General features: G+C 70.8%; 17 protein-coding genes. 11 read left to right on the top strand and 6 right to left on the bottom strand.

The features are described from left to right. The first annotated feature begins 107 nt into the window (after positions 1-107). The 7 genes from CJ010_RS01400 to CJ010_RS01370 all read left to right on the top strand — a co-directional run bounded on the left by CJ010_RS01400 (position 108) and on the right by CJ010_RS01370 (position 6,787). Positions 108-983: a GNAT family N-acetyltransferase gene (locus CJ010_RS01400; RefSeq protein ID WP_141016375.1), complete on the top strand. Its 876-nt coding sequence runs from the start codon at positions 108-110 to the stop codon at positions 981-983. A 533-nt stretch (positions 984-1,516) separates the two neighbouring features. Beyond that, positions 1,517-2,899, top strand: a complete 1,383-nt coding sequence (locus CJ010_RS01395) for an aspartate aminotransferase family protein (RefSeq protein ID WP_141016374.1) — start codon at positions 1,517-1,519, stop codon at positions 2,897-2,899. A 73-nt stretch (positions 2,900-2,972) separates the two neighbouring features. Beyond that, entirely contained in the window at positions 2,973-3,476 is a 504-nt protein-coding gene (locus CJ010_RS01390) for an Lrp/AsnC family transcriptional regulator (RefSeq protein WP_205754868.1), read from the top strand. Positions 3,477-3,490: 14 nt separating this feature from the next. After that, on the top strand, positions 3,491-3,820 hold the full coding sequence (locus CJ010_RS01385; RefSeq protein ID WP_141016373.1) for a (2Fe-2S)-binding protein: 330 nt from the start codon (positions 3,491-3,493) through the stop codon (positions 3,818-3,820). Beyond that, positions 3,802-5,184: an NAD(P)/FAD-dependent oxidoreductase gene (locus CJ010_RS01380; protein ID WP_141016372.1), complete on the top strand. Its 1,383-nt coding sequence runs from the start codon at positions 3,802-3,804 to the stop codon at positions 5,182-5,184. The genes CJ010_RS01385 and CJ010_RS01380 overlap by 19 nt, the downstream gene beginning before the upstream one ends. Then, on the top strand, positions 5,181-6,365 hold the full coding sequence (locus CJ010_RS01375; RefSeq protein WP_141016371.1) for an FAD-binding oxidoreductase: 1,185 nt from the start codon (positions 5,181-5,183) through the stop codon (positions 6,363-6,365). Before CJ010_RS01380 ends, CJ010_RS01375 begins: the two co-directional genes overlap by 4 nt. Positions 6,366-6,583: 218 nt before the next feature. Next, positions 6,584-6,787 carry a type II toxin-antitoxin system VapC family toxin gene (locus CJ010_RS01370; RefSeq protein ID WP_141016370.1) on the top strand — a complete coding sequence of 68 codons (204 nt, stop codon included), beginning with the start codon at positions 6,584-6,586 and terminating at the stop codon, positions 6,785-6,787. A 4-nt stretch (positions 6,788-6,791) separates the two neighbouring features. Here CJ010_RS01370 and CJ010_RS01365 read toward each other — a convergent pair whose 3' ends face one another. After that, positions 6,792-7,148, bottom strand: a complete 357-nt coding sequence (locus CJ010_RS01365) for a cupin domain-containing protein (RefSeq protein WP_141016369.1) — start codon at positions 7,146-7,148, stop codon at positions 6,792-6,794. Positions 7,149-7,346: 198 nt separating this feature from the next. On the opposite strand from CJ010_RS01365, the gene CJ010_RS01360 reads away from it, so the two are divergent. The 3 genes from CJ010_RS01360 (at position 7,347) to CJ010_RS01350 (ending at position 10,222) form a co-directional block, all read left to right on the top strand. Then, positions 7,347-7,784: a helix-turn-helix domain-containing protein gene (locus CJ010_RS01360; protein ID WP_141016368.1), complete on the top strand. Its 438-nt coding sequence runs from the start codon at positions 7,347-7,349 to the stop codon at positions 7,782-7,784. Between the two features lie 8 nt (positions 7,785-7,792). Beyond that, positions 7,793-8,959: a M20 aminoacylase family protein gene (locus tag CJ010_RS01355; RefSeq protein WP_141016367.1), complete on the top strand. Its 1,167-nt coding sequence runs from the start codon at positions 7,793-7,795 to the stop codon at positions 8,957-8,959. 171 nt (positions 8,960-9,130) lie between these two features. Beyond that, positions 9,131-10,222 (top strand): BMP family ABC transporter substrate-binding protein, encoded by a 1,092-nt coding sequence (locus CJ010_RS01350; RefSeq protein ID WP_141016366.1) that lies wholly within the window; start codon positions 9,131-9,133, stop codon positions 10,220-10,222. Positions 10,223-10,244: 22 nt separating this feature from the next. Here CJ010_RS01350 and CJ010_RS01345 read toward each other — a convergent pair whose 3' ends face one another. The 4 genes from CJ010_RS01345 to CJ010_RS01330 all read right to left on the bottom strand — a co-directional run bounded on the left by CJ010_RS01345 (position 10,245) and on the right by CJ010_RS01330 (position 16,833). After that, positions 10,245-11,339: a metal-dependent hydrolase gene (locus CJ010_RS01345; RefSeq protein WP_141016365.1), complete on the bottom strand. Its 1,095-nt coding sequence runs from the start codon at positions 11,337-11,339 to the stop codon at positions 10,245-10,247. A gap of 394 nt (positions 11,340-11,733) precedes the next feature. Beyond that, a complete protein-coding gene (locus CJ010_RS01340) occupies positions 11,734-12,453 on the bottom strand; it encodes a hypothetical protein (protein WP_240794474.1) in 720 nt (239 codons plus the stop codon). 166 nt (positions 12,454-12,619) lie between these two features. Next, the gene (locus CJ010_RS01335) at positions 12,620-15,691 is read right to left on the bottom strand and encodes an AAA family ATPase (protein ID WP_141016364.1); all 3,072 of its coding nucleotides are present in this window, start codon (positions 15,689-15,691) and stop codon (positions 12,620-12,622) included. After that, on the bottom strand, positions 15,688-16,833 hold the full coding sequence (locus CJ010_RS01330) for an exonuclease SbcCD subunit D (protein WP_141016363.1): 1,146 nt from the start codon (positions 16,831-16,833) through the stop codon (positions 15,688-15,690). Before CJ010_RS01330 ends, CJ010_RS01335 begins: the two co-directional genes overlap by 4 nt. Positions 16,834-16,919: 86 nt before the next feature. Between CJ010_RS01330 and pabB the strand changes: the two genes are divergently transcribed. Then, a complete protein-coding gene (gene pabB / locus CJ010_RS01325) occupies positions 16,920-18,773 on the top strand; it encodes an aminodeoxychorismate synthase component I (protein WP_141016362.1) in 1,854 nt (617 codons plus the stop codon). On the opposite strand, the gene CJ010_RS01320 is transcribed toward pabB, so the two are convergent. Continuing rightward, positions 18,761-19,048, bottom strand: coding sequence for a hypothetical protein (locus CJ010_RS01320; RefSeq protein ID WP_141016361.1), 288 nt, complete (start codon positions 19,046-19,048; stop codon positions 18,761-18,763). The genes pabB and CJ010_RS01320 overlap by 13 nt on opposite strands. Positions 19,049-19,099: the final 51 nt, after the last annotated feature.

Genomic DNA, 19,099 nt, shown 5'->3' with positions numbered 1-19,099 from the left:
AACAAAGATGCTTTGTGTGCTGCAGTGCGCCACAACGGCAAGAATGTCCTAGCGCGCGCTCCCGCCATTGACGATGATCGGGGCGGCCCACTGCTGGAGAACCTACCTTGATCGGAGAAATTGCGCTGCGCGAGACCAGCGCGGACGGCGTAACCCTGCGCCCCCTCGAAGCCGCCGACCTCGACGCCGCGCATGCGCTGTCGGTCGCCGTGCGCTGGCCGCACCGACTGGAAGACTGGCGCTTCGTCGCCGCGCTCGGCCAGGGCCTGGTGGCGGTGCGCGATGGCGAGGTGGTCGGCACCGCGCTCGGCTGGCACTGGGACGCCAATCAAGCGATGGTCGGCATGGTGATCGTGGCGCCGCAGGTGCAGGGCCGTCGCATCGGCCAGCGCCTGATGCAGGGCCTGCTCGACAATGCCGGCGAGCGCGCGGTGATGCTGCACGCCACCGCCGAAGGCCGCGGCCTGTATGAACGCCTCGGCTTCGTCCGCCACGGCGAAATCCGCCAGCACCAGGGTCAGGCCCGCCAGGCGCCGCTGCTGATGCCCGGCGCCGGCGAACGCCTGCGCCCGCTCGGCCGCGGCGACAGCGACCGCCTGGTCGAACTCGACGCCCAGGCCAGCGGCATGCCGCGCGGCGCAGCCATTCGCGCCTTGCTCGATACCGCGGAGACGGTGGTCCTGGACCGCGACGGCGAGGCGGTGGGCTTCGCGGTGCTGCGCCGCTTCGGCCGCGGCCACGCCATCGGCCCGGTGGTGGCGCCCAGCCTCGCCAGCGCCAAAGCGCTGATCGCCCACTGGTCCAACCTGTGCGCCGGGAAATTCCTGCGCATCGACATCGAAGCCGGCGGCGGGCTGATCGAATGGCTGGAAGAGATCGGCCTGCGGCGCGTGGGCATGGTCGCGATCATGAGCCGCGGGGAAATACCGCGGCGGGGTCCGGAGACGGGCCTGTATGCGATCTTGAGTCAGGCGTTGGGGTGATTGGTCGAGCGGCATAAAGTCCGACTTGCCATTCTTCCACGCACGGCGCAACCAGCCCGCGCAATCTTGCCCCTCCCCCTTCAAGGGGGAGGTTGGGAGGGGGATGGGGTTAATCACCACGCCGGTCTAACCCCATCCCCACCCTAGCCCAGGAGTCTCCGCCTCGCTCCGCCGCTCCGGCGGCGCAGAGCGGTGCTCTGCGAAACCCCGCCTACGCCCCCTTGAAGGGGAGGGAATAAACCTACGGCACCGGTCACGCCAAAGCTTTAATCGGTTGCTGTCGGTTCGGCAAACCCTTCTCACCCCTTTTTCTCCTGCTCCTCCCCGCAGCACAAACCACCGCCCCACCCGCGCCCGCCTCATTGCGCACACCCCGCGCCCGCCAAGGCCCCAGCCCCACCGCCGCACGATATGCCGCCGGCCCCCGCACAACGGCACAGCACTTCGCCGCACCGGGCCAAAGCCGCAGCACCCGCTGCGGGGCCAACCCTAAACTGGACCCATCGAATCCAGAACAACGCCCCGCCCCGATCATGACCACCGACGCCCTGCTCGACCTCGACCGCAAACACCTCATCCACCCTGTCGCCGCCTGGCGCGGCCATGAACAGCGCGGCGCCACCGTGCTCGCCAGCGGCCACGACGGCGTGTGGCTGCGCGACATCCACGGCAAGGAGGTGCTCGACGCCTTCGCCGGGCTGTGGTGCGTGAACATCGGCTACGGCCACGAGAGCGTGGTGCAGGCGGCGGCCGAGCAGATGCGCAAGCTGCCCTACGCCACCGGCTACTTCGGCTTCGGCAGCGAGCCGGCGATCCGGCTGGCGGCCAAGCTCGCCGAGATCGCGCCGAAATCGCTGCGCCACACCTACCTGACCCTGGGCGGCTCGGAAGCGGTCGATGCGGCGATCCGCCTGATCACCCACTACTACAACGCCACCGGCCGGCCGCAGAAGAAGCACTTCATCGCCATCGAGCGCGGCTACCACGGCTCGTCCTCGGTCGGCTCCGGGCTGACCGCACTGCCCGCCTTCCACCGCGGTTTCGACGTGCCGCTGCCCAACCAGCATTACATCGCCTCGCCCTACCCCTACCGCAGCCCGGTCGGCAACGATGCGCAGGCGGTGATCGCGGCCTCGGTGGCGGCGCTGCGCGCCAAGGTGGCCGAACTCGGCGCCGACAACGTGGCCGCCTTCTTCTGCGAGCCGGTGCAGGGCTCCGGCGGCGTGATCGTGCCGCCCAAAGGCTGGCTGAAGGCGATGCGCGAGGCCAGCCGCGAGCTCGGCATCCTGTTCGTGGTCGACGAGGTCATCACCGGCTTCGGCCGCACCGGACCGATGTTCGCCTGCCTCGCCGAGGACGTCGAACCCGACCTGATGACCATGGCCAAGGGCCTGACCTCGGGCTATGTGCCGATGGGCGCGCTGATGATCTCGGACGCGGTCTACAACGGCATCGCCGACGGCGCCGCGCCCAACGTGCTGGTGGGCCACGGCGCCACCTACTCCGGCCATCCCGTCTCCGCCGCGGTGGCGCTGGAGGTGATCCGGCTGTACGAAGAGGGCGGCATCCTCGCCCACGCCCAGGCGATGGAGCCGGTGTTCGCCACCGGGCTCGCCGACATGCTGAACCACCCGCTGGTCGGCGACGTCCGCCATCGCGGCCTGCTCGGCGCGGTCGAGCTGGTGGCCGACAAGGCCAGCAAGCGCGCCTTCGACCCGGCGCTGGGCCTGTCCGACCGCCTGTTCCGCAGCGGCTACCAGAACGGCCTGATCTTCCGGTCCTTCGGCGATCACATCCTCGGCTTCGCACCGGCGCTGTGCTTCACCGAGGACAACTTCGCCCAGCTCTTCGCCCGCCTCAAGCGCACCCTGGACGAAGTGCTGGACGCCCCCGACGTGCGCCGCGCGATGGCCTGAGCGCCCGCGGCATGCATCTTGCTGGACACTGCCCGACTCCATCACCTTCGCTTCCGGCGAAAAGTAGTTCGCAATGACCATCACGACCGCCATGCCCAAACTCGACCGGCTCGACCTGCGCATCCTGTGCCAGCTCCAGCGTAACGGCCGTATCACCAACGTGGACCTCGCCGACGCCGTCGGCCTCTCGCCCAGCCCCTGCCTGATCCGGGTCAAGCGCCTGGAGCAGGCCGGCTACATCGCCGGCTACGGCGCGCAGGTGAAGCTCGACAAGCTCGGCGAGATGCTCACCGTGTTCACCGAGGTGACGCTCGCCGACCACCGCCGCGAGGACTTCATGCGCTTCGAGTCGGCCATCCGCAACATCGACGAGATCCTCGAATGCCATCTGGTCAGCGGCGGCTACGACTACCTGCTGAAGTTCATGACCCAGGGCGTGAACCACTACCAGAGCATCATCGAAGGCCTGCTCGAACGCAGTATCGGCATCGAGAAGTACTTCAGCTACATCGTCATCAAATCGCCCTTCATCAAGAACTACTACCCGATAGAACGGGTATACGACCCCAACAAGTAAACCCCCACTACCCCATGCCCTCCGCTTCCGCCGCGCCGCAAGCGCGCTTCGTCCGTCTCGGCGAAACCGGCCGCCGCCCCGTCAGCCTGCGGGTGGACGGCCGCCCCGCCACCGCCCTCGAGGGCGACACCCTGCTGGTGGCGGTGCTCGCCAACGGCGGCCGCCTGCGCCAGTCCGAATTCGGCGACGGCGCCCGCGCCGGCTTTTGCCTGATGGGCGCCTGCCAGGACTGCTGGGTGCGCGGCGCCAACGGCGAGCGCTGGCGCGCCTGCTCGACGCCGGTGGAAGACGGCATGGACATCCTCACCCAGCCGCAGGAGGCGACATGGCCGCGCCGCGGGTGATCGTGGTCGGCGCCGGCCCCGCCGGGGTGCGCGCCGCCGCAGCGCTGGTGGAAGCCGGGTTGCGCCCGCTGGTGGTGGACGAAGGCCGGCGCGACGGCGGCCAGATCTACCGCCGCCAGCCGCCCAACTTCAGCCGCCCCTACGCCGCGCTCTACGGCAGCGAGGCGACCAAGGCGGAAGCCCTGCACCGCGCCTTCGACGCCCTCCGCCCGCATATCGACTACCGCGCCGAGACGCTCGCCTGGAACATCGCCGACGGCCAACTCCACACCGTCTGCGGCAAGCGCGCCGAAGCGCTGCCGTTTGACGCGCTGGTCGTCTGCAGCGGCGCCACCGACCGCCTGCTGCCGCTGCCGGGCTGGAACCGCGCCGGCTGCTACAGCCTGGGCGCGGCGCAGATCGCACTCAAGGCGCAGGCCTGCGCCATCGGCAGCCGCATCGTGTTCTGCGGCACCGGCCCGCTGCTCTACCTGGTCGCCAGCCAGTACCTCAAGGCCGGTGCTCGCATCGCGGCAGTGATCGACACCTCGCCGCGGCCCGCGCTGGCGGCGCTCGGCGGCCTGCTTGCGCGCCCCGCGCTGCTGCTGCGCGGCCTCGGCCTGATCGCCACGTTGCGCCGCGCCGGCGTGCCGCTGCTGCGTGGTGCCACCCCGCTCGCCATCGACGGCGACGACGAAACCGGCGTCAGCGGCATCACGGTGCGCGAAGCCAGCGGCCGCGAACGCCGCTTCGATTGCGACGCGGTCGCGCTCGGCTACCACCTGCGCGCCGAAACCCAGCTCGCCGACCTCGCGCGCTGCGAATTCCGCTTCGACGATGCCAGCCGCCAGTGGCTGCCGGCGATCGACGAGGACGGCCGCGCCAGCAGCGCCGGCATCTACCTTGCCGGCGACGGCGTGCGCCTGGCCGGTGCCGACGCCGCCGAAGCCGCTGGCCGGCTGGCGGCGCTCGCCGTGCTGCACGACCTCGGCGTGCAGGCCGGCAGCACCCGCTACGAGGCCGAACGCGACGGACTGCGCGCCACGCTGGCCACCATGGAACGCTTCCGCCGTGGCCTCGCCGCCGCCTTTCCGTGGCCGCACACGCAAGCCGCCGCGCTGCCCGACGACGCCGTGGTGTGCCGCTGCGAGACCATCGCCGCCGGCGAACTGCGCCGCAGCGCCACCGAGCTCGGCGGCTGCGAGCTCAACCGTGCCAAGGCCTTCAGCCGCGTCGGCATGGGCCGCTGCCAGGGCCGCTACTGCGGCCACGCCGCCGCCGAGATCGTCGCCGCCGCAACCGGCGTGCCGGTGCAGCAGGTCGGCCGCCTGCGCGGCCAGGCGCCGGTGAAACCGCTGCCGCTGGATGTGGAGGTGGTGCAATGAAGGCGTCGATGACTGCCACGCCGGAAATCCTGCGCGCCGACGTCATCGTCGTCGGCGGCGGCCTGGTCGGCGCTTCGGCCGCCTTCTTCCTGCGCCGCCGCGGCCTGTCGGTGATCCTGCTGGAACGCGGACTGGTCGGCCAGCAGGCCAGCGGCACCAACTTCGGCAACGTGCGCCGCCAGGGCCGCGCGCTGGCGCAACTGCCGCTGGCCGCCCGCGCCCGCGAGATCTGGGGCCGGCTGCCGGAGTTGCTCGGCGAAGACGCCGAGTTCCTCGACAGCGGCCATCTGCGGGTGTGCTACAGCGAGGAACAGGCCGAGGACTTCGCCCGCTACGCCGTCGATGCCCGGCCCTACGGCCTGAACCTGGAAGTGATGGGCGCCGCCGAGCTGCGCCGCCGCTACGGCCTGTTCGGGCCGGCGGTGCTGGCCGGATCGCTGTCGGCGGTGGATGGCCACGCCAACCCGCGTCTCGCCGGCCCCGCCTTCGGCCGCGGCGCCCGCCGCGCCGGCGCCACCGTGCTGGAGCACACCGAGGTGCTGCGGGTGGAGCGCGAGGGCGGCGACTTCCTGGTGCATACCCAGGCGCATCCGGCCGGCGGCGAAGGCCCGCGCTGCCGTGCACCGCAGCTGCTGGTCGCCACCGGCGCCTGGGGCAACCGCATCGCCAGCGCCTTCGGCGAACCGGTGCCCATCGTCGCCCACGGCCCGCAGATGGGCGTCACCGAACCGCTGCCCTACGCCATCGGCCCGGCCATCGGCGTCACCACGAAGAACGTCGCCGAGGGCATGTACTTCCGCCAGGTGAAGCGCGGCAACATCGTCTTCGGCGGCGGCCCCAAAGGCCCCGCCTACGCCGACCGCCTGCGCGCCTACGTCGAGCCGGCCAACACCCTCAACCAGCTGCAGCAGCTGCGCCGCCTCGCCCCCGCGCTCGGCGGCCTGCAGCTGATCCGCACCTGGAGCGGCATCGAGGGCTACCTGCAGGACAGCAAGCCGGTGCTCGGCCCGAGCGCGAAGGTGGACGGCCTCTACTACGCTTTCGGTTTCTGCGGCGAAGGCTTCGCGATCGGGCCGGGCATCGGCGATTCGATGGCCGAGCTGATCGCCACCGGGCAGACGTCGACGCCGTATCCGGACAGCCACATCGGGCGGTTTGCCGCGGTGGAAGCGGCAGCCTGAAAGCCCTCGGCTATTGGTACTGAGTCGGCGGCCTGTGCCAGAAAGACCCGGCAACTCGACTAACCGGACTGGGTTCAAGAACGCTGTCGATTCCGGAACGTCATCCCTCCCCCTTGAAGGGGAGGGAGCACCGGACACCTCGGTCGGCATGCGGTGACCATGAAGCACCCGACGACCAGTCCGGCCTCGGCCGCGCCGATTTCCAGGTGGATGCGCGGATGCTGCGGCGCGGCCTGCTCGACAACGGCTATCTGGAGCTGCCTATCCTGAGCGAGCACGCGGTTTCGGTCGATTCGCTGCCGCCGATCCACAAGGCCCCCTTCGACCGCATCCTCGTAGCACAGGCCACCATCGAGGGCATCCTGCTGCTGACCCGGGATGCGCTGGTCGCACAGTACCCGGGGCCGATCCAGCTGGTGTAGCCGCCTAGGGCAGCGCAAACACCACATACACCTTGCGCAGCGTCTCGGTGATGTCCCACACACCGACGGTGTGCGAGGGGAAGAACAACGTGTCGCCGGCGGCGATCTGCAGCGGTTCGCCGCCTTCCGGGGTGAAGGTGCAGGCGCCCGCCAGGATGTGCATCACCTCGGCGTTGTCGATCTGGCGGCGGAAGCGGCCGGGGGTGCATTCCCAGATGCCGCAGTCGTTGCTGCCGGCACCGGCCAGCGCGACATCCACCCCGCACATCTGCGCCACCGCTTCGCCCAGCGGGCGGCCCACCGGCCCCTGCGCCTCCAGCCCCTGCAAGTCCTTGCTCTGCTTGATGATCCTGATGCCCACAGCGTTCGCTCCTGATTGAAAACCGGGCGGACGATAGCAATGCGGCGGGCACCAGGATTGCACGTTCCTGCCGCGGCGCGCACGGCCGCGGTGCATGCGCAAGGTCGTGCTGCACGGCACCGCAAATCGACATTTGCTGTCGCGCGGGATGGGCATTGCAGCGCCATCGTCGGGGGCACAGCCCCTAAGCTTTTTCCCATGGAAACCAAGCCCTTGCCCACCTGTCGCGGCGCCCGGCGGCCGCCCCGCGGCATCGACGACGCGCTCGCCTACATCCACCGCCACTTCGACGAGCAGCTCTCGCTCGAAGACCTGGCGGAGATCGCCGGCCTGAGCGTATGCCGCTTCGCCACCGTGTTCCGCCAGCGCATGGGGATCCCGCCGCACCGCTACATCTGCATCCTGCGCGTGCGCCACGCCCAGGCCCTGCTGCGCAGCGGCATGCCGGCGGCCAATGTGGCCAGCGAGGCAGGTTTCTACGACCAGAGCCATCTGTCGCGGCATTTCAAGAACGTCTGCGGCATGACGCCCAAGCAATACCTGCGTGAAGCGGGGCCGCTGCCGGACGGCGCCTACATCGGCCCCCTCGCCGCTTCCCTCGCCTCCAGCGCGGCGCTTGCCGCCCATGCCGCATGAGCAGGCTGATGACCACACTTGCCGACACCGAACTCGCGCCGCTGTTGCCGGCGCTGATCCGCCTGCGCCACGACCTGCACGCCCACCCGGAGCTGGGCTTCGCCGAGCACCGCACCGCGGCGGTGGTGGCCGCCGAACTGCGCACCCTCGGCCTGGAGGTGCACGAAGGCATCGGCCAGACCGGCGTGGTCGGCGTGCTGCGCAAGGGTCGAGGCAGCGCCAATGTCGGCCTGCGCGCCGACATGGACGCGCTGCCGATGGACGAATGCAGCGGCGTCGCCCACGCCAGCACCCACGCCGGCGCGCACCACGGCTGCGGCCACGACGGCCACACCAGCATGCTGCTCGGCGCAGCGCGCGTGCTGGCCGGGCGAGATTTCGACGGAACCGTCAATTTCATCTTCCAGCCGGCCGAGGAAGGCCTGGGCGGCGCCCGTGCAATGGTGGAGGACGGTCTCTTCGAGCGCTTTCCCTGCGATGCGGTGTATGCCCTGCACAACTGGCCGGCGCTGCCGCTGGGCACGGCGCAGACACGGCCGGGACCGATCATGGCGGCAGCCGACCGTTTCGACATCGTCATCCGCGGCCGCGGCGGCCATGCGGCGCAGCCGCACACCACGCCAGACGCCATCCTGGCCGCCGGCCATCTGGTGAGCCAGCTGCACGCCATCGTTTCGCGCCGCATCGACCCGGTGGAATCGGCAGTGCTGTCGATCACCCGCATCGAGGGCGGCCACACCCACAACGTGCTGCCGGCCGAGGTGAAACTGACCGGCACGGTGCGCAGCTTCGACCCGGCTTCGCAGGACATCATCGAAGCGGCGCTGCGCCAGGTCGCCGAGGGCGTGGCGCTGGCGAGCGGCACCACCATAGCCATCGACTACCTGCGCTACTACCCGGCAACCATCAATCACGCCGCCGAGGCGCATGTGGCGCTGGAAGCCGCAGCCGCCTCGGGCCTGCAGGCAGAAACCGCGCCGGCCCCCGCCTTCACCTCGGAGGACTTCGCCTTCATGCTGCAGGCCCGCCCCGGCGCCTACCTGTGGCTGGGCCAGGGCCGCGGCGGCGACGACAGGCCGCTGCACCACCCGGCCTACGACTTCAACGACGACGCGCTCGCTCACGGCGTGCGCTGGCTGGTGACGGTGGCCGAGCAGCAGTTGCGCCGCCGCTGAACGCCCGTCGCGGCTGCGTCGGCGCGTGCTGCGGGTTTATGGGCCTTATTCACGATCCGGCGTGGCCCACCGGCATGACGCGGCTAAGATGACGGCATCCGCTGCCCGCAACGGCAGGCCCGCGCCTCGCCGCGCGGGCCGCCTTCGTCCTCGTCCCCCGGAGATCGCGCCATGACCACACGCCGCACCGTCCTCAAATGGACCGCCGCCCTCGCTGCCGCCGCGGCCCTGCCCGCCGCCGCCATCGCCGCCGAGCCGATCAAGATCGGCTTCGTCTATGTGGGCCCGGTCGGCGAGGCCGGCTGGACCTTCGCCCACGACCTCGGTCGCCGAGCGGTGGAAGCCGCCTTTCCCGGCCAGGTGAAGACCACCTTCATCGAGAGCGTGCCCGAGGGCGCCGATGCCGAGCGGGTGGTGCGCAACCTGGCACAGGACGGCCACCGCATCATCTTCACCACCTCGTTCGGCTACATGGACGCCACGCTGAAGGTGGCGCGCCAGTTCCCCAAGGTGGTGTTCCAGCATGCCACCGGCTTCAAGACCGCGGCCAACCTCGGCACCTATGACGTGCGCACCTACGAGGGCGCCTACCTCGCCGGCGTGCTGGCCGGCAAGATGAGCAAGAGCGGCAACCTCGGCGTGGTCGGCTCGCACCCCATCCCCGAGGTGATCCGCAACATCAACGCCTACACCATAGGCGCGCGCAGCGTGAATCCGAACGCCACCACCCGGGTGATCTGGGTGAATTCCTGGTTCGACCCGGGCAAGGAACGCCAGGCTGCGCTGACGCTGATCGCCCAGGGCGCCGACGTGCTGATGCAGAACACCGACTCCCCGGCGGTGCTGCAGGCGGCGCAGGAAAAAGGCGTCCACGCCTTCGGCTGGGATTCCGACATGACCGCCTTCGGCCCCAAGGCCCAGCTCGCCGCGAGCGAGATCAACTGGGGCGTCTGGTACACCAAGGTCGTGGGCGAAGTGCTGGCGGGCAGGTTCGAGCCCAAGCAGCAGGTCTGGTACGGCCTCAAGGAGGGCGCGATCGACCTCGGCCACCTCGCCGCGACCCTGCCGGACGACGCGAAGAAGCTGGTGGCCGAACGCCGCCAGGGCATCCTCGACGGCAAGCGTCCGGTGTTCATGGGTCCGCTGCGCAACCAGGCCGGCAAGGAAGTGGTCGCCGCCGGCCAGGATCTCGCCGACAAGGACAAGCTGGCGATGAACTACTACGTCGAAGGCGTGCAGGGCACGGTGCCCGGCGGCAAGTAAACCCCGGGCACGAAACGCCGCGTCAGCTTTCCGGCATCACCCAGCGCAGGCCGCCGTCGGTCAGGCGCTCGAACAGACGCCAGCCGCCGCCGTCGCCCTTGCCGCAAAGGCCGTAGCGAAAGGGCATGGCCTCGCGGCCGGGGGTCTCGAAACGCAGGTCGCGGAAGCTGACGCAGCTGCCCGCCTGGGGCGAACTGTCGACATGGTCCAGCACCGGGAACATCGCGAACCAGCGGAAGAAGGCGAAGTCCCCGGCGTTCCACACCGCGCGCGCCAGTTCGCCGTCGCCGCCGTTGCCGAACATCGGCTTGATCTGCCACTGCGCCATCGCCACCGGCCGGTAGGGTGCCGAGAAGCGGCGGATGAAGTTGTCGCCCTCGCGCGCTTCCAGCGGCTCGCTGCGGCGGGTGTTGATGTGGGCGTAGTGATAGCGCTCGCCGTCGAACACGATGGCCGTCCAGTTGAAGGGCGATGCCGGCCGCGGCGCCGCATCGACGGCCACCACCGGGATGCCCTTGGCCGCGGCATGGGCGTGCGCCGCGGCAATGGCCTCGCCGCGCCCCATCCAGCCCACCCCCACCCAGCCGGCCAGCGCCACCAGCGCCAGCGCAGCCGGCACGCGGCTATGGCGGAAGAAGGCGCTCGCCGCCAGGCCGGCGACGATGATGCCGGTGAACACCAGGTCGATGATGAAGGTGGTGCCGATGCCGAAGCGCCTGTCCGAGAACGGCGCCAGGATCATGGTGCCGAACTGGGTGATGAGATCGCCGGCGATGTGTATCGCCAAGCCGCTGCAGGCGATCGCGTAGAAGGCGCGCCAGGGTGGTCCCTCGCTACCGCCGCTGCGCCGCGCCAGCCGGGCGAACAGCCAGGCCAGCAGCCAGCCCCATAGCGGCAGCAAGAGCAGCGAATGGGTGACGCCGCGGTGGCCGCGCAGGTAGGTAAGCTCGGACACGTAGCCGAGCACGAAATCGATGTCCGGGAAGGCGGCCGCGGCAGCGCCGGCGGCCACTGCCTGCCAGGTACGGATCGGGGTCTTGAAGCTGGCGGCTTGCAGCCGCGGGGCGAGCAGGCGGCCGACGAGGGCGCCGGAAAGGGCGTGGGTCAGGGTATCCATGCGGCCTTGGAGGGAGGGCCGCGCACATCGTTCCGTGCCGGACGACGCGGATGTTGGCTGGCCGGCGCAGACGCGCCGCCCAGCCATGCTGCATCAGGCGATTTTCAGCACCGCCCGCTGACGGCGCACGCCGAAGTAGCGCGCGGAAAGTTCGAGAAAACGGCTCAGGGTTTCATTGCTCATGGTGTTGGCTCCTCTCTTATCGTTGTGGAAACGCTGTTGTGACCCTCTCGCAGCGCGCGGCGTTCGCAGCAGGAATGCAACAAACCGTTGCCCGGAGACAACACGGCGGTACACGACCACCGGCGTTGCGGGAGGGCGTCCACCCTACAGGCCCGATATTGCAGAACGATGAGCGTCGCGCCCGGCGCCGTCAGCCGGACCGATGCCGCCTTCACGCAGGGAAATAGCGCTCGATGGCACGCAGCGACGCGCCGTAGCTGTGACGCATGTGTTCTTCGTCGTAGCGATGCTCCCGCCCTACCGGACAGGCATCGCGCGCCACGCAGGCGTGGGCGCAGCGCGAATCCGGCAGGCGGCGGTAATCGACACAGGCCTCCAGCGCGAACCTGCCCCCTGCCATCGCCTGCGCCGGGCAGGCGGCGATGCAGGGCCGGGCGGCGCAGGACAGGCAGGGCGACTCCACCTGCAGCGGCGCAGTCGGCGGCAGCGCGGTATCGGCCAGCAGCGCCGCCCGGTAGGCAAACCAGCTCCCCCATCCCGGCAGGATGCCGACCCGGAACGGCGTGGCGTGATGCCAGCCGGCCAGCTGCCCGAGCGCCTGCAGGCCGACGGGTTTGTCGCCGGGATAAAGCAGGGTGTAGCGGTGGCCGGGCAATTGTTCGGCGAACCACTGCGCGACGGCGCCCACGCTGAAATCGTCGATGGGGTCGTCGGAAGCGAGCCGGGCGGCTTTCACCGAGGACCACAACGCACGTCCGGCGTTGCCGATGAGGATGAGCTGGCGGACCTCGTGGGCGGGAGCGAAATCACGCTGCAGCTCGGTGGCGAGCGGTACCGGAAGCCATGCTGCGTCGAAAACGGCGTGCAGGTTGAGGCCGGCACGCCGAAGCGGCGAAAAGTCGGCGGGGCAGGATCGAGCGGGCATGGTCATCGGGGCTCTACGTCGGTCGTGCAGGCGATCGGCACAATCGGGTCGGTGGATAGGGGCGGCTGTCCGCATCGTAGGCGGAACTGCCATTGTCCGCCGGTTGGCTCCGGCCGAGCTGAAGGTAGAGCGATCCCGCCGCGCGATTCCGCAACGGTGAGCCCAGCCACCCTCACGCCCTCACCCGCACCCGGCTGCCCCTCGCCCCCTGCACCACCTCGATCGCCACGTCGATCTGCTGCTTCATCTCCTCCACGTGCGAGATCACGCCCACCATCCGTCCCTGCCGTTGCAGGTCGATCAGGGTACGCATCGCCATGTCGAGCGATTCCGGGTCCAGGCTGCCGAAGCCCTCGTCGATGAAGAGGGTGTCGAGCTGAACCCCGCCGGCGTAGGCCTGCACCACGTCCGACAGCCCGAGCGCGAGCGACAGCGAGGCCATGAAGCCTTCGCCGCCGGACAGCGTGCTGACCGGGCGGGCACGGCCGGTGTAGTCGTCCAGCACTTCCAGATCCAGGCCCGCGGCGCGGCGGGCGTCGGCCACGTCTTCGCGCCGCTGCAACAGGTAGCGGCCGCGGCTCATGGCCTTGAGGCGCAGCGAGGCAGCGCGCAGCACGTCGTCGAGCAGGGCGGCCAGCACGTAGCGCTGGAAGGTGAGATTGCGGCCGTTGTCGCCGTTGGCGATGGCGGCGAGCTCTCCGGTGATGCGGTAGCGCGCCTCGATGTCGGCATTGCGGACGGCGAGTTCGTCGAGCAAGGCCAGGGTATGGCGAGTCTTCTCCAGCGCGCCGCGCAGGTCGGCGCTGCGGGCCAGCACCGTGTCGATGGCGGTTCGGGCAGCCTGGGCGGCGGCTTCGAGCTCGGCGAGCTGCGGCAGTGTCCGACCGGCGACAGCCTCGGTGGCGCGGGCGAGGCGTTCGCGGGCGGCGGCGGCATCCTGGTCGTGCTGGCGCACGGTCGCGGCAAGGCGCTCGATCTCGTCGGTGGCGCGGCGGGCGCTGCGGTAGGCGGCTTCGTCATCGAAGCCGGCGGCGGCAAGCGCCTGGACGAACACGGCCTGCGCCTGTTCCAGCGCCGCAGCCTGCTCGGTTTCGGCCTGCGCCAGCGTATCGCGCTGGGCCTGGGCCGCGGCGAGGGCGGCTTCGGCACCGGCGTGGTGGGTTTGCGCCTGCTGCCAGGCGGCGAGCAGCGCCTCCAGCGCGCTGCGGGCGGCGGCCAGCGCGGCGGCCAGGGCACCGGCAGGACGCAGGGTGGCCGGCACCGCTTCGCGCCGCGCTTCGACCACGCGTTCGGCGCCGTGCAGCACGCTGCGGGCAGCCTGCGCGGCGCTACTGGCCTGCTCCTGCGCGGCGACGGCCTGGCGCTGGTCCTGTTCCAGTGCCTGGAACTGGTTGCGGACGGCGGCGAGTTCGTCGCCCGCCTTGCGCGCGCCTGCCAGGCGCTGGCGCAGATCGGAGGCGGTTTCGACCAGCATGTCGGCCTGCACGCTATCGGCGCCCGCCGCGCGCAGGGCGTTGGCAAGGGCGCCGACTTCGGCCTCCGCCGCGACGCGGGCCTGGGCGCTGCGGTCGAGCGCGGCACGGCGGGCCTCGAAGGCCTGCTCGGCTTCACGCACAGCAGCGGCGGCTTCGCGCAGCGCGCTCTCGGACGGCAGTTCGCCGGCATGGGTGGCCGGCAGGGGATGCTCGGCGCTGCCACAGACCGGGCACGGCGCACCGTCGTGCAGGTGGCGGGCGAGGATGGCGGCCTGCGCTTCGCGCCACAGCGCGTCGAGCGCCTGCTGGGCACTGCGGGCGGCTTCGAGCGCGGTGCGCGCCTCGTCCATCGTCTGCCGCGACCCGGCTTCGACAGCGACCGTCTCCGCCAGCGCCTTGCGGCGCACAGCCAGACGCTTGGCGTCGGCTTCGCGCTGCTCGGCCTGGGCGACCCGCAGCGCCAGCGCTTCGGCCTCGGCCGCGCGCGGGGCGAGTTGTTCGACGCGGGTGGCGAGCGCCGTGCGGCCTTGCTCGGCTCGGGCGGCGGCTTGCTGGGCATGCGCCAATGCCTGCTCGGCGGTGGCGGCCTGTCGCCGGCCGGCGGCGAGTTCGCGTTCGGCGGCGGCGAGCTGCTCAACCTGGACGGCGAGCGATTCGAGTTGCAGGACTTCGCGCTGGGCGGCGTCGCGCTGCGGCGCGCGGGCCGTCTCGGCGTCCAGCATGGCCTTGGCCTGCTGCAGGGCGGCGGCGGCCGTGGCGGCGCGCAGCCCTGCTTCCTCGGCGCGCTGGCGGGCGAGGGCGAGCTGACGGCCCGTGGCGGCCTGGGCTTCATCGGCCGGCACCACCTGCAGCGCGCGGCGGGCACCGGCCTCGCGCTGGCGCAAAGCGGCGATCTCGCCGGTGTGCCCTTCGATCGCAGTCAGTGCCAGCTGCGCCGCCTGCTGTTCGGCAAACTGGGCGGCGAGCGCGCGGCCCTGCTGCAACGCGAGCTGGGCCGCGGCGTCGGCGCTGCGCGCGGCGGCTTCGTCGGTGGCCAGGCGCGCGAGCTCGACCCCTAGCGCATCGGCCTGTCCGCGCAGGGCATCGACCGATTCGGCCTGGGCCTGCTGCAACAGGGTGTCGCGGCGCAGCCGCGTGTCTTCCGCCGCCTTCTGCAGCGCGGCGGCCTCCTGCTTGAGCGCGTCCTGCACCCGCTTGTAGGCGGCGGTGCCGAACAGGGTCTCGAGGATCTTCTCGCGCTCGCCCGAGCTGGCGGTGAGCAGCTTGCGGAACTGGCCCTGCGGCAGCAGCACCACCTGGCGAAACTGCTCGGCCTGGCATCCGAGCAGCGTGGTCAGCTCGCTGGTGACCTCGGTGGTCTTCTGCGCCAGCGGCCACCAGGTGGCACCGTCGTCATCCAGGCGATGGAGTTCGGCGCGGGCGAGCACCTTGACCATGCCGTCGCCGGATTTCGTCGCCCGCTGCGCGGCACGTTCCTGTTCGGGTACGCGCTTGACGCGATAGCGGCGGCCACCGAGCGCGAATTCGAATTCCACCTCGGTGAGCAGAGCCGCGTCTGCGTGGTGGCTGCGCATCTCGCGCGCGCTGCGTTCGCCGCCGGAGGTATCGCCGTAGAGCGCGTAGGTGATGCCGTCGAGGATGGAGGTCTTGCCGGCGCCGGTGGGGCCGGAGATAAGGAAGAGCGCACCTTCGGGCAGCAGGGTGAAATCGATCTCCTCGCGCCCGGCGAAGGGGCCGAAGGCCTGCAGGCTGAGTTTGAGCGGCTTCATGCGTGGCGCGCCTCCTGCTCGATGGCGCCGACGATGCGATGCACGGTGGCGAGCGCCTCGTCCTCCAGCGGACGACCGGCGATTTCGGCGTAGAAGCTGGCGAACAGGTCCTCGACGCGGATGCGGCGGTGGTCGGCCGCTGCACGCCCGGGGCCGTCGCCAGCATGCAGCGGGCGTTCGATGGCCAGCGCATTGGGATAGGCCGTGCGCAGCTTGCCCATGGCGTCGAGCAACGCGCCACTGTCGGTGAGGCGGGCGAGCAGGTAGTCGTCGCGGCCGGGATCGGTGGCCGCACCGGCCACGATGTCGGCCAGCGCGCCTTCGACGATGCGCAGATCGCGGCGCGGTGCGAGCGCGATGCGCTCCACCGTGCAGTTGCCGGCGGCGTCCATCTCCACCAGGTTAACCGACTTGGCGTGGCCGGCCTCGGCGAAGCTGTACTTCAGCAGCGAACCGGAATAGTGGATGTGCTCGCCGCCGGCCGATTGCGGGCGGTGCAGATGGCCGAGCGCTACGTAGTCGAAGCCGGCGAAGAGTTCGGCGCCGACCGCACCGCTGCCGCCGACCGACAGCGGCCGCTCGGATTCCGATTCGCTGCCGCCGAGCACGAAGGCGTGCGCCACCACCACCGAACGGCGACCGGCCGGGTGCGCGGCACGGATCGCCTGCAGCTGGGCGCCGAGCGCGGCGTGGTGATCGGCCAGGCCTTCCTCGCCGAGCGCGTTGCGCACCAGCGCCGGCTCGGCATAGGGCAGCGGATAGATGGCCACCTCGCCGTGTGCATCGCTCAGCGTCAGCGGCGTCACGCGGGTTTCCACCGGCCCGCGCACGGTAAGGCCGGCACGGGTGAGCAGGCTGGCGCCGAAGGCGAGGCGGTCGGGGCCGTCGTGGTTGCCGGCGATCAGCACCACCGGAATGCCGAGGCCGACGACCAGTTCGGTGAGCACCTCGTCGAGCAGGCAAACGGCGTCGGCCGGCGGCACCGAACGGTCATAGACGTCGCCGGCGATCAGGATGGCGTCCGGCCGGATATCGGCGGCCAGGCGCAGGAAGTCACGCAGCACATGGGCCTGGTCGTCGAGCAATGAAACGCCGTGATAGACGCGGCCGAGATGCCAGTCGGCGGTGTGGAGAAAACGCATGCGGGGAATCCTCGAACGCTTCGTTCTGCGAGCGGCGCAGTGTCGCACAGCGCGGCAATCCGCCGCCCTGCCACTACAATTCCGCCATGGAAAGTTTTGCCCTGCTCGACGACAGCCTGGCCGCGCCGGGCGCAGCGGCCAGCCGCCTCTACACCGGCTATCGCAACGAAATCCGCTGCACCGATCCCGTCCGGCTGACAGCCGACTGGGCCGCGGTGGAAGCCGAACTCGCCGCCGGCCGCCATGCGGTGGTGCTGGCCGACTACGAATGGGGCGTGCGCCTGGCCGGCGTCGCCACCGCCAAACCGGGCGGGGCGCTGCGCGTGTTGCTGTTCGACCATCTCGAACGGCTCGATGGCGAGGCGGTGGCGAACTGGCTGGCGGCGCAGGAGGGCAGCGCCGAAGCGGGAGTGGCCGGTGTCGCCGAATGCCGCCAGTCGGTCGACAAGGCGGGTTTCGACGCCGCCATCGCCGCCATCCATGCGGCGATCCGCGCCGGCGAGACCTACCAGATCAACTACAGCTACCGGCTGGATTTCCAGGCCTACGGCTCGCCCATCGCGCTCTACCGCCGCCTGCGCACGGCGCAGCCGGTGGCCTATGGCGCGTTGATCCGGCTGCCGGGTGAAGACGGCGCTGCCGACGGCAGCTATGTGCTGTCGTGCTCGCCGGAACTCTTCCTGCGTCACCACGCCGGCAAGCTGCTGGCCAAGCCGATGAAAGGCACTGCGCCGCGGGCGGCCAAGGCCGGGGAAGACAGCCGCATCGCCGCAGCGCTGGCAGCCGACCCGAAGAACCGCGCCGAAAACCTGATGATCGTCGACCTGCTGCGCAACGACCTCGGCCGCGTCGCCGAAACCGGCAGCGTGGAGGTGCCGGCCTTGTTCGCGGTCGAACCCTACGCGACGGTGTTCCAGATGACCTCCACCGTCAGCGCGCGACTGGATGCGACGCGCGACTTCCCCGCGGTAGTGCGCGCGCTCTTTCCCTGCGGCTCGATCACCGGCGCGCCCAAGCACCGCAGCATGCAACTGATCGACGCGCTGGAGCCGCGGCCGCGCGGACTCTACACCGGCGCCATCGGCTGGGTGGACGCAACCCCCTCCGGCCGCCACTGCGGCGACTTCGGGCTTTCGGTAGCGATACGCACGCTGACCCTGAGTCCGGAGCACCACGGCATGCGTGCCGGGCAGCTGGGCGTTGGCGCCGGCATCGTCATCGACAGCCGCGCCGACGACGAGTACGTCGAGTGCCGGCTGAAGGCGCGCTTCCTGACCGCGCTCGATCCCGGTTTCCAGCTGATCGAGACCCTGCGCGCGGTGCCTGGCGATGACGGCCGCTACGCCATCCCGCTGCTGGAACGCCACCTCGCCCGCCTTGCCGCCAGCGCGGCCACGCTCGGCTTTGCCTGTGACGACAGCGCGCTGCGCAATGCACTCGGCCACCACCTCGCCACGCTGGCCGGCGCCGCCGCATATCGCGTGCGCCTGCTGCTGCACAAGGACGGCCGCATCGAACTCGGCGGCGGGCCGCTCGCCACGCTGGCGGTCGGGCCGGTCGAGCTGCTGCTCGCAGACGAAGCGATCGATGCGGACGATTACCTGCTGCGCCACAAGACCACCCGCCGCGCCACCTACGACGCGGCGATCCGCAGGGCCGAAATTGAAGGCGCCTTCGACACCTTGTTCTTCAACCGCAGCGGCGAGCTCACCGAAGGCGGCCGCAGCAACGTGTTCCTGCGCCTGGCCGACGCATGGCTGACCCCGCCGCTGGCCGCCGGCGTGCTGCCGGGCGTGATGCGTGGCGTGCTGCTCGACGATCCCGCCTGGCAGGCACGCGAGGCACGGCTGACGCGCACCGACCTGGCGCACGCCGACGCCATCGTCATTTGCAATGCCCTGCGCGGGGTCTTGCACGCGAAGCTGCGTCAGCGCGAGTGAAGGCGCAACACTGCGGTCACCAAGCTGCGGCGGTAACGGCGCCAGCCGCGCCATGCGAGATGGATCACCACGCTGCAGGCCAGTTCCAGCGTGACCAGCGTCGCCCACACGCTGATCGCCAGCACCAGCCGCATCGACTCCGGTACCGGCACGATAGCCGCATCGGCAAACTGGAAGGCAAGCGGCAGGCTGAGTAGCGCGAGGCTGAAGAGCAGGCGCTGGCGGCTGGGAGCAATCGGATCGGCGGGGTAAGGCAGGTGGCGTACGGGCTTCATGGTCGGACTCCGCATCGGGCTTGATGGCGAACAGTGTGCGCCGCCTGCAGG

This window comes from Azoarcus sp. DD4, assembly GCF_006496635.1.
Taxonomy (GTDB): Bacteria; Pseudomonadota; Gammaproteobacteria; order Burkholderiales; family Rhodocyclaceae; genus Azoarcus.
Note: the sequence above shows the minus strand (reverse complement) of the source record. Positions and strands in the feature narration are given on the sequence as shown.

Bases quoted from the DNA above. Each gene is read 5' to 3' on its own strand.
- CJ010_RS01395 (WP_141016374.1), top strand. From the start codon at position 1,517: ATGACCACCGACGCCCTGCTCGACCTCGACCGCAAACACCTCATCCAC.
- CJ010_RS01390 (WP_205754868.1), top strand. From the start codon at position 2,973: ATGACCATCACGACCGCCATGCCCAAACTCGACCGGCTCGACCTGCGC.
- CJ010_RS01385 (WP_141016373.1), top strand. From the start codon at position 3,491: ATGCCCTCCGCTTCCGCCGCGCCGCAAGCGCGCTTCGTCCGTCTCGGC.
- CJ010_RS01380 (WP_141016372.1), top strand. From the start codon at position 3,802: ATGGCCGCGCCGCGGGTGATCGTGGTCGGCGCCGGCCCCGCCGGGGTG.
- CJ010_RS01375 (WP_141016371.1), top strand. From the start codon at position 5,181: ATGAAGGCGTCGATGACTGCCACGCCGGAAATCCTGCGCGCCGACGTC.
- CJ010_RS01370 (WP_141016370.1), top strand. From the start codon at position 6,584: ATGCTGCGGCGCGGCCTGCTCGACAACGGCTATCTGGAGCTGCCTATC.
- CJ010_RS01360 (WP_141016368.1), top strand. From the start codon at position 7,347: ATGGAAACCAAGCCCTTGCCCACCTGTCGCGGCGCCCGGCGGCCGCCC.
- CJ010_RS01355 (WP_141016367.1), top strand. From the start codon at position 7,793: ATGACCACACTTGCCGACACCGAACTCGCGCCGCTGTTGCCGGCGCTG.
- CJ010_RS01350 (WP_141016366.1), top strand. From the start codon at position 9,131: ATGACCACACGCCGCACCGTCCTCAAATGGACCGCCGCCCTCGCTGCC.
- CJ010_RS01345 (WP_141016365.1), bottom strand. From the start codon at position 11,339: ATGGATACCCTGACCCACGCCCTTTCCGGCGCCCTCGTCGGCCGCCTG.
- CJ010_RS01340 (WP_240794474.1), bottom strand. From the start codon at position 12,453: ATGACCATGCCCGCTCGATCCTGCCCCGCCGACTTTTCGCCGCTTCGG.
- CJ010_RS01335 (WP_141016364.1), bottom strand. From the start codon at position 15,691: ATGAAGCCGCTCAAACTCAGCCTGCAGGCCTTCGGCCCCTTCGCCGGG.
- CJ010_RS01330 (WP_141016363.1), bottom strand. From the start codon at position 16,833: ATGCGTTTTCTCCACACCGCCGACTGGCATCTCGGCCGCGTCTATCAC.
- pabB (WP_141016362.1), top strand. From the start codon at position 16,920: ATGGAAAGTTTTGCCCTGCTCGACGACAGCCTGGCCGCGCCGGGCGCA.
- CJ010_RS01320 (WP_141016361.1), bottom strand. From the start codon at position 19,048: ATGAAGCCCGTACGCCACCTGCCTTACCCCGCCGATCCGATTGCTCCC.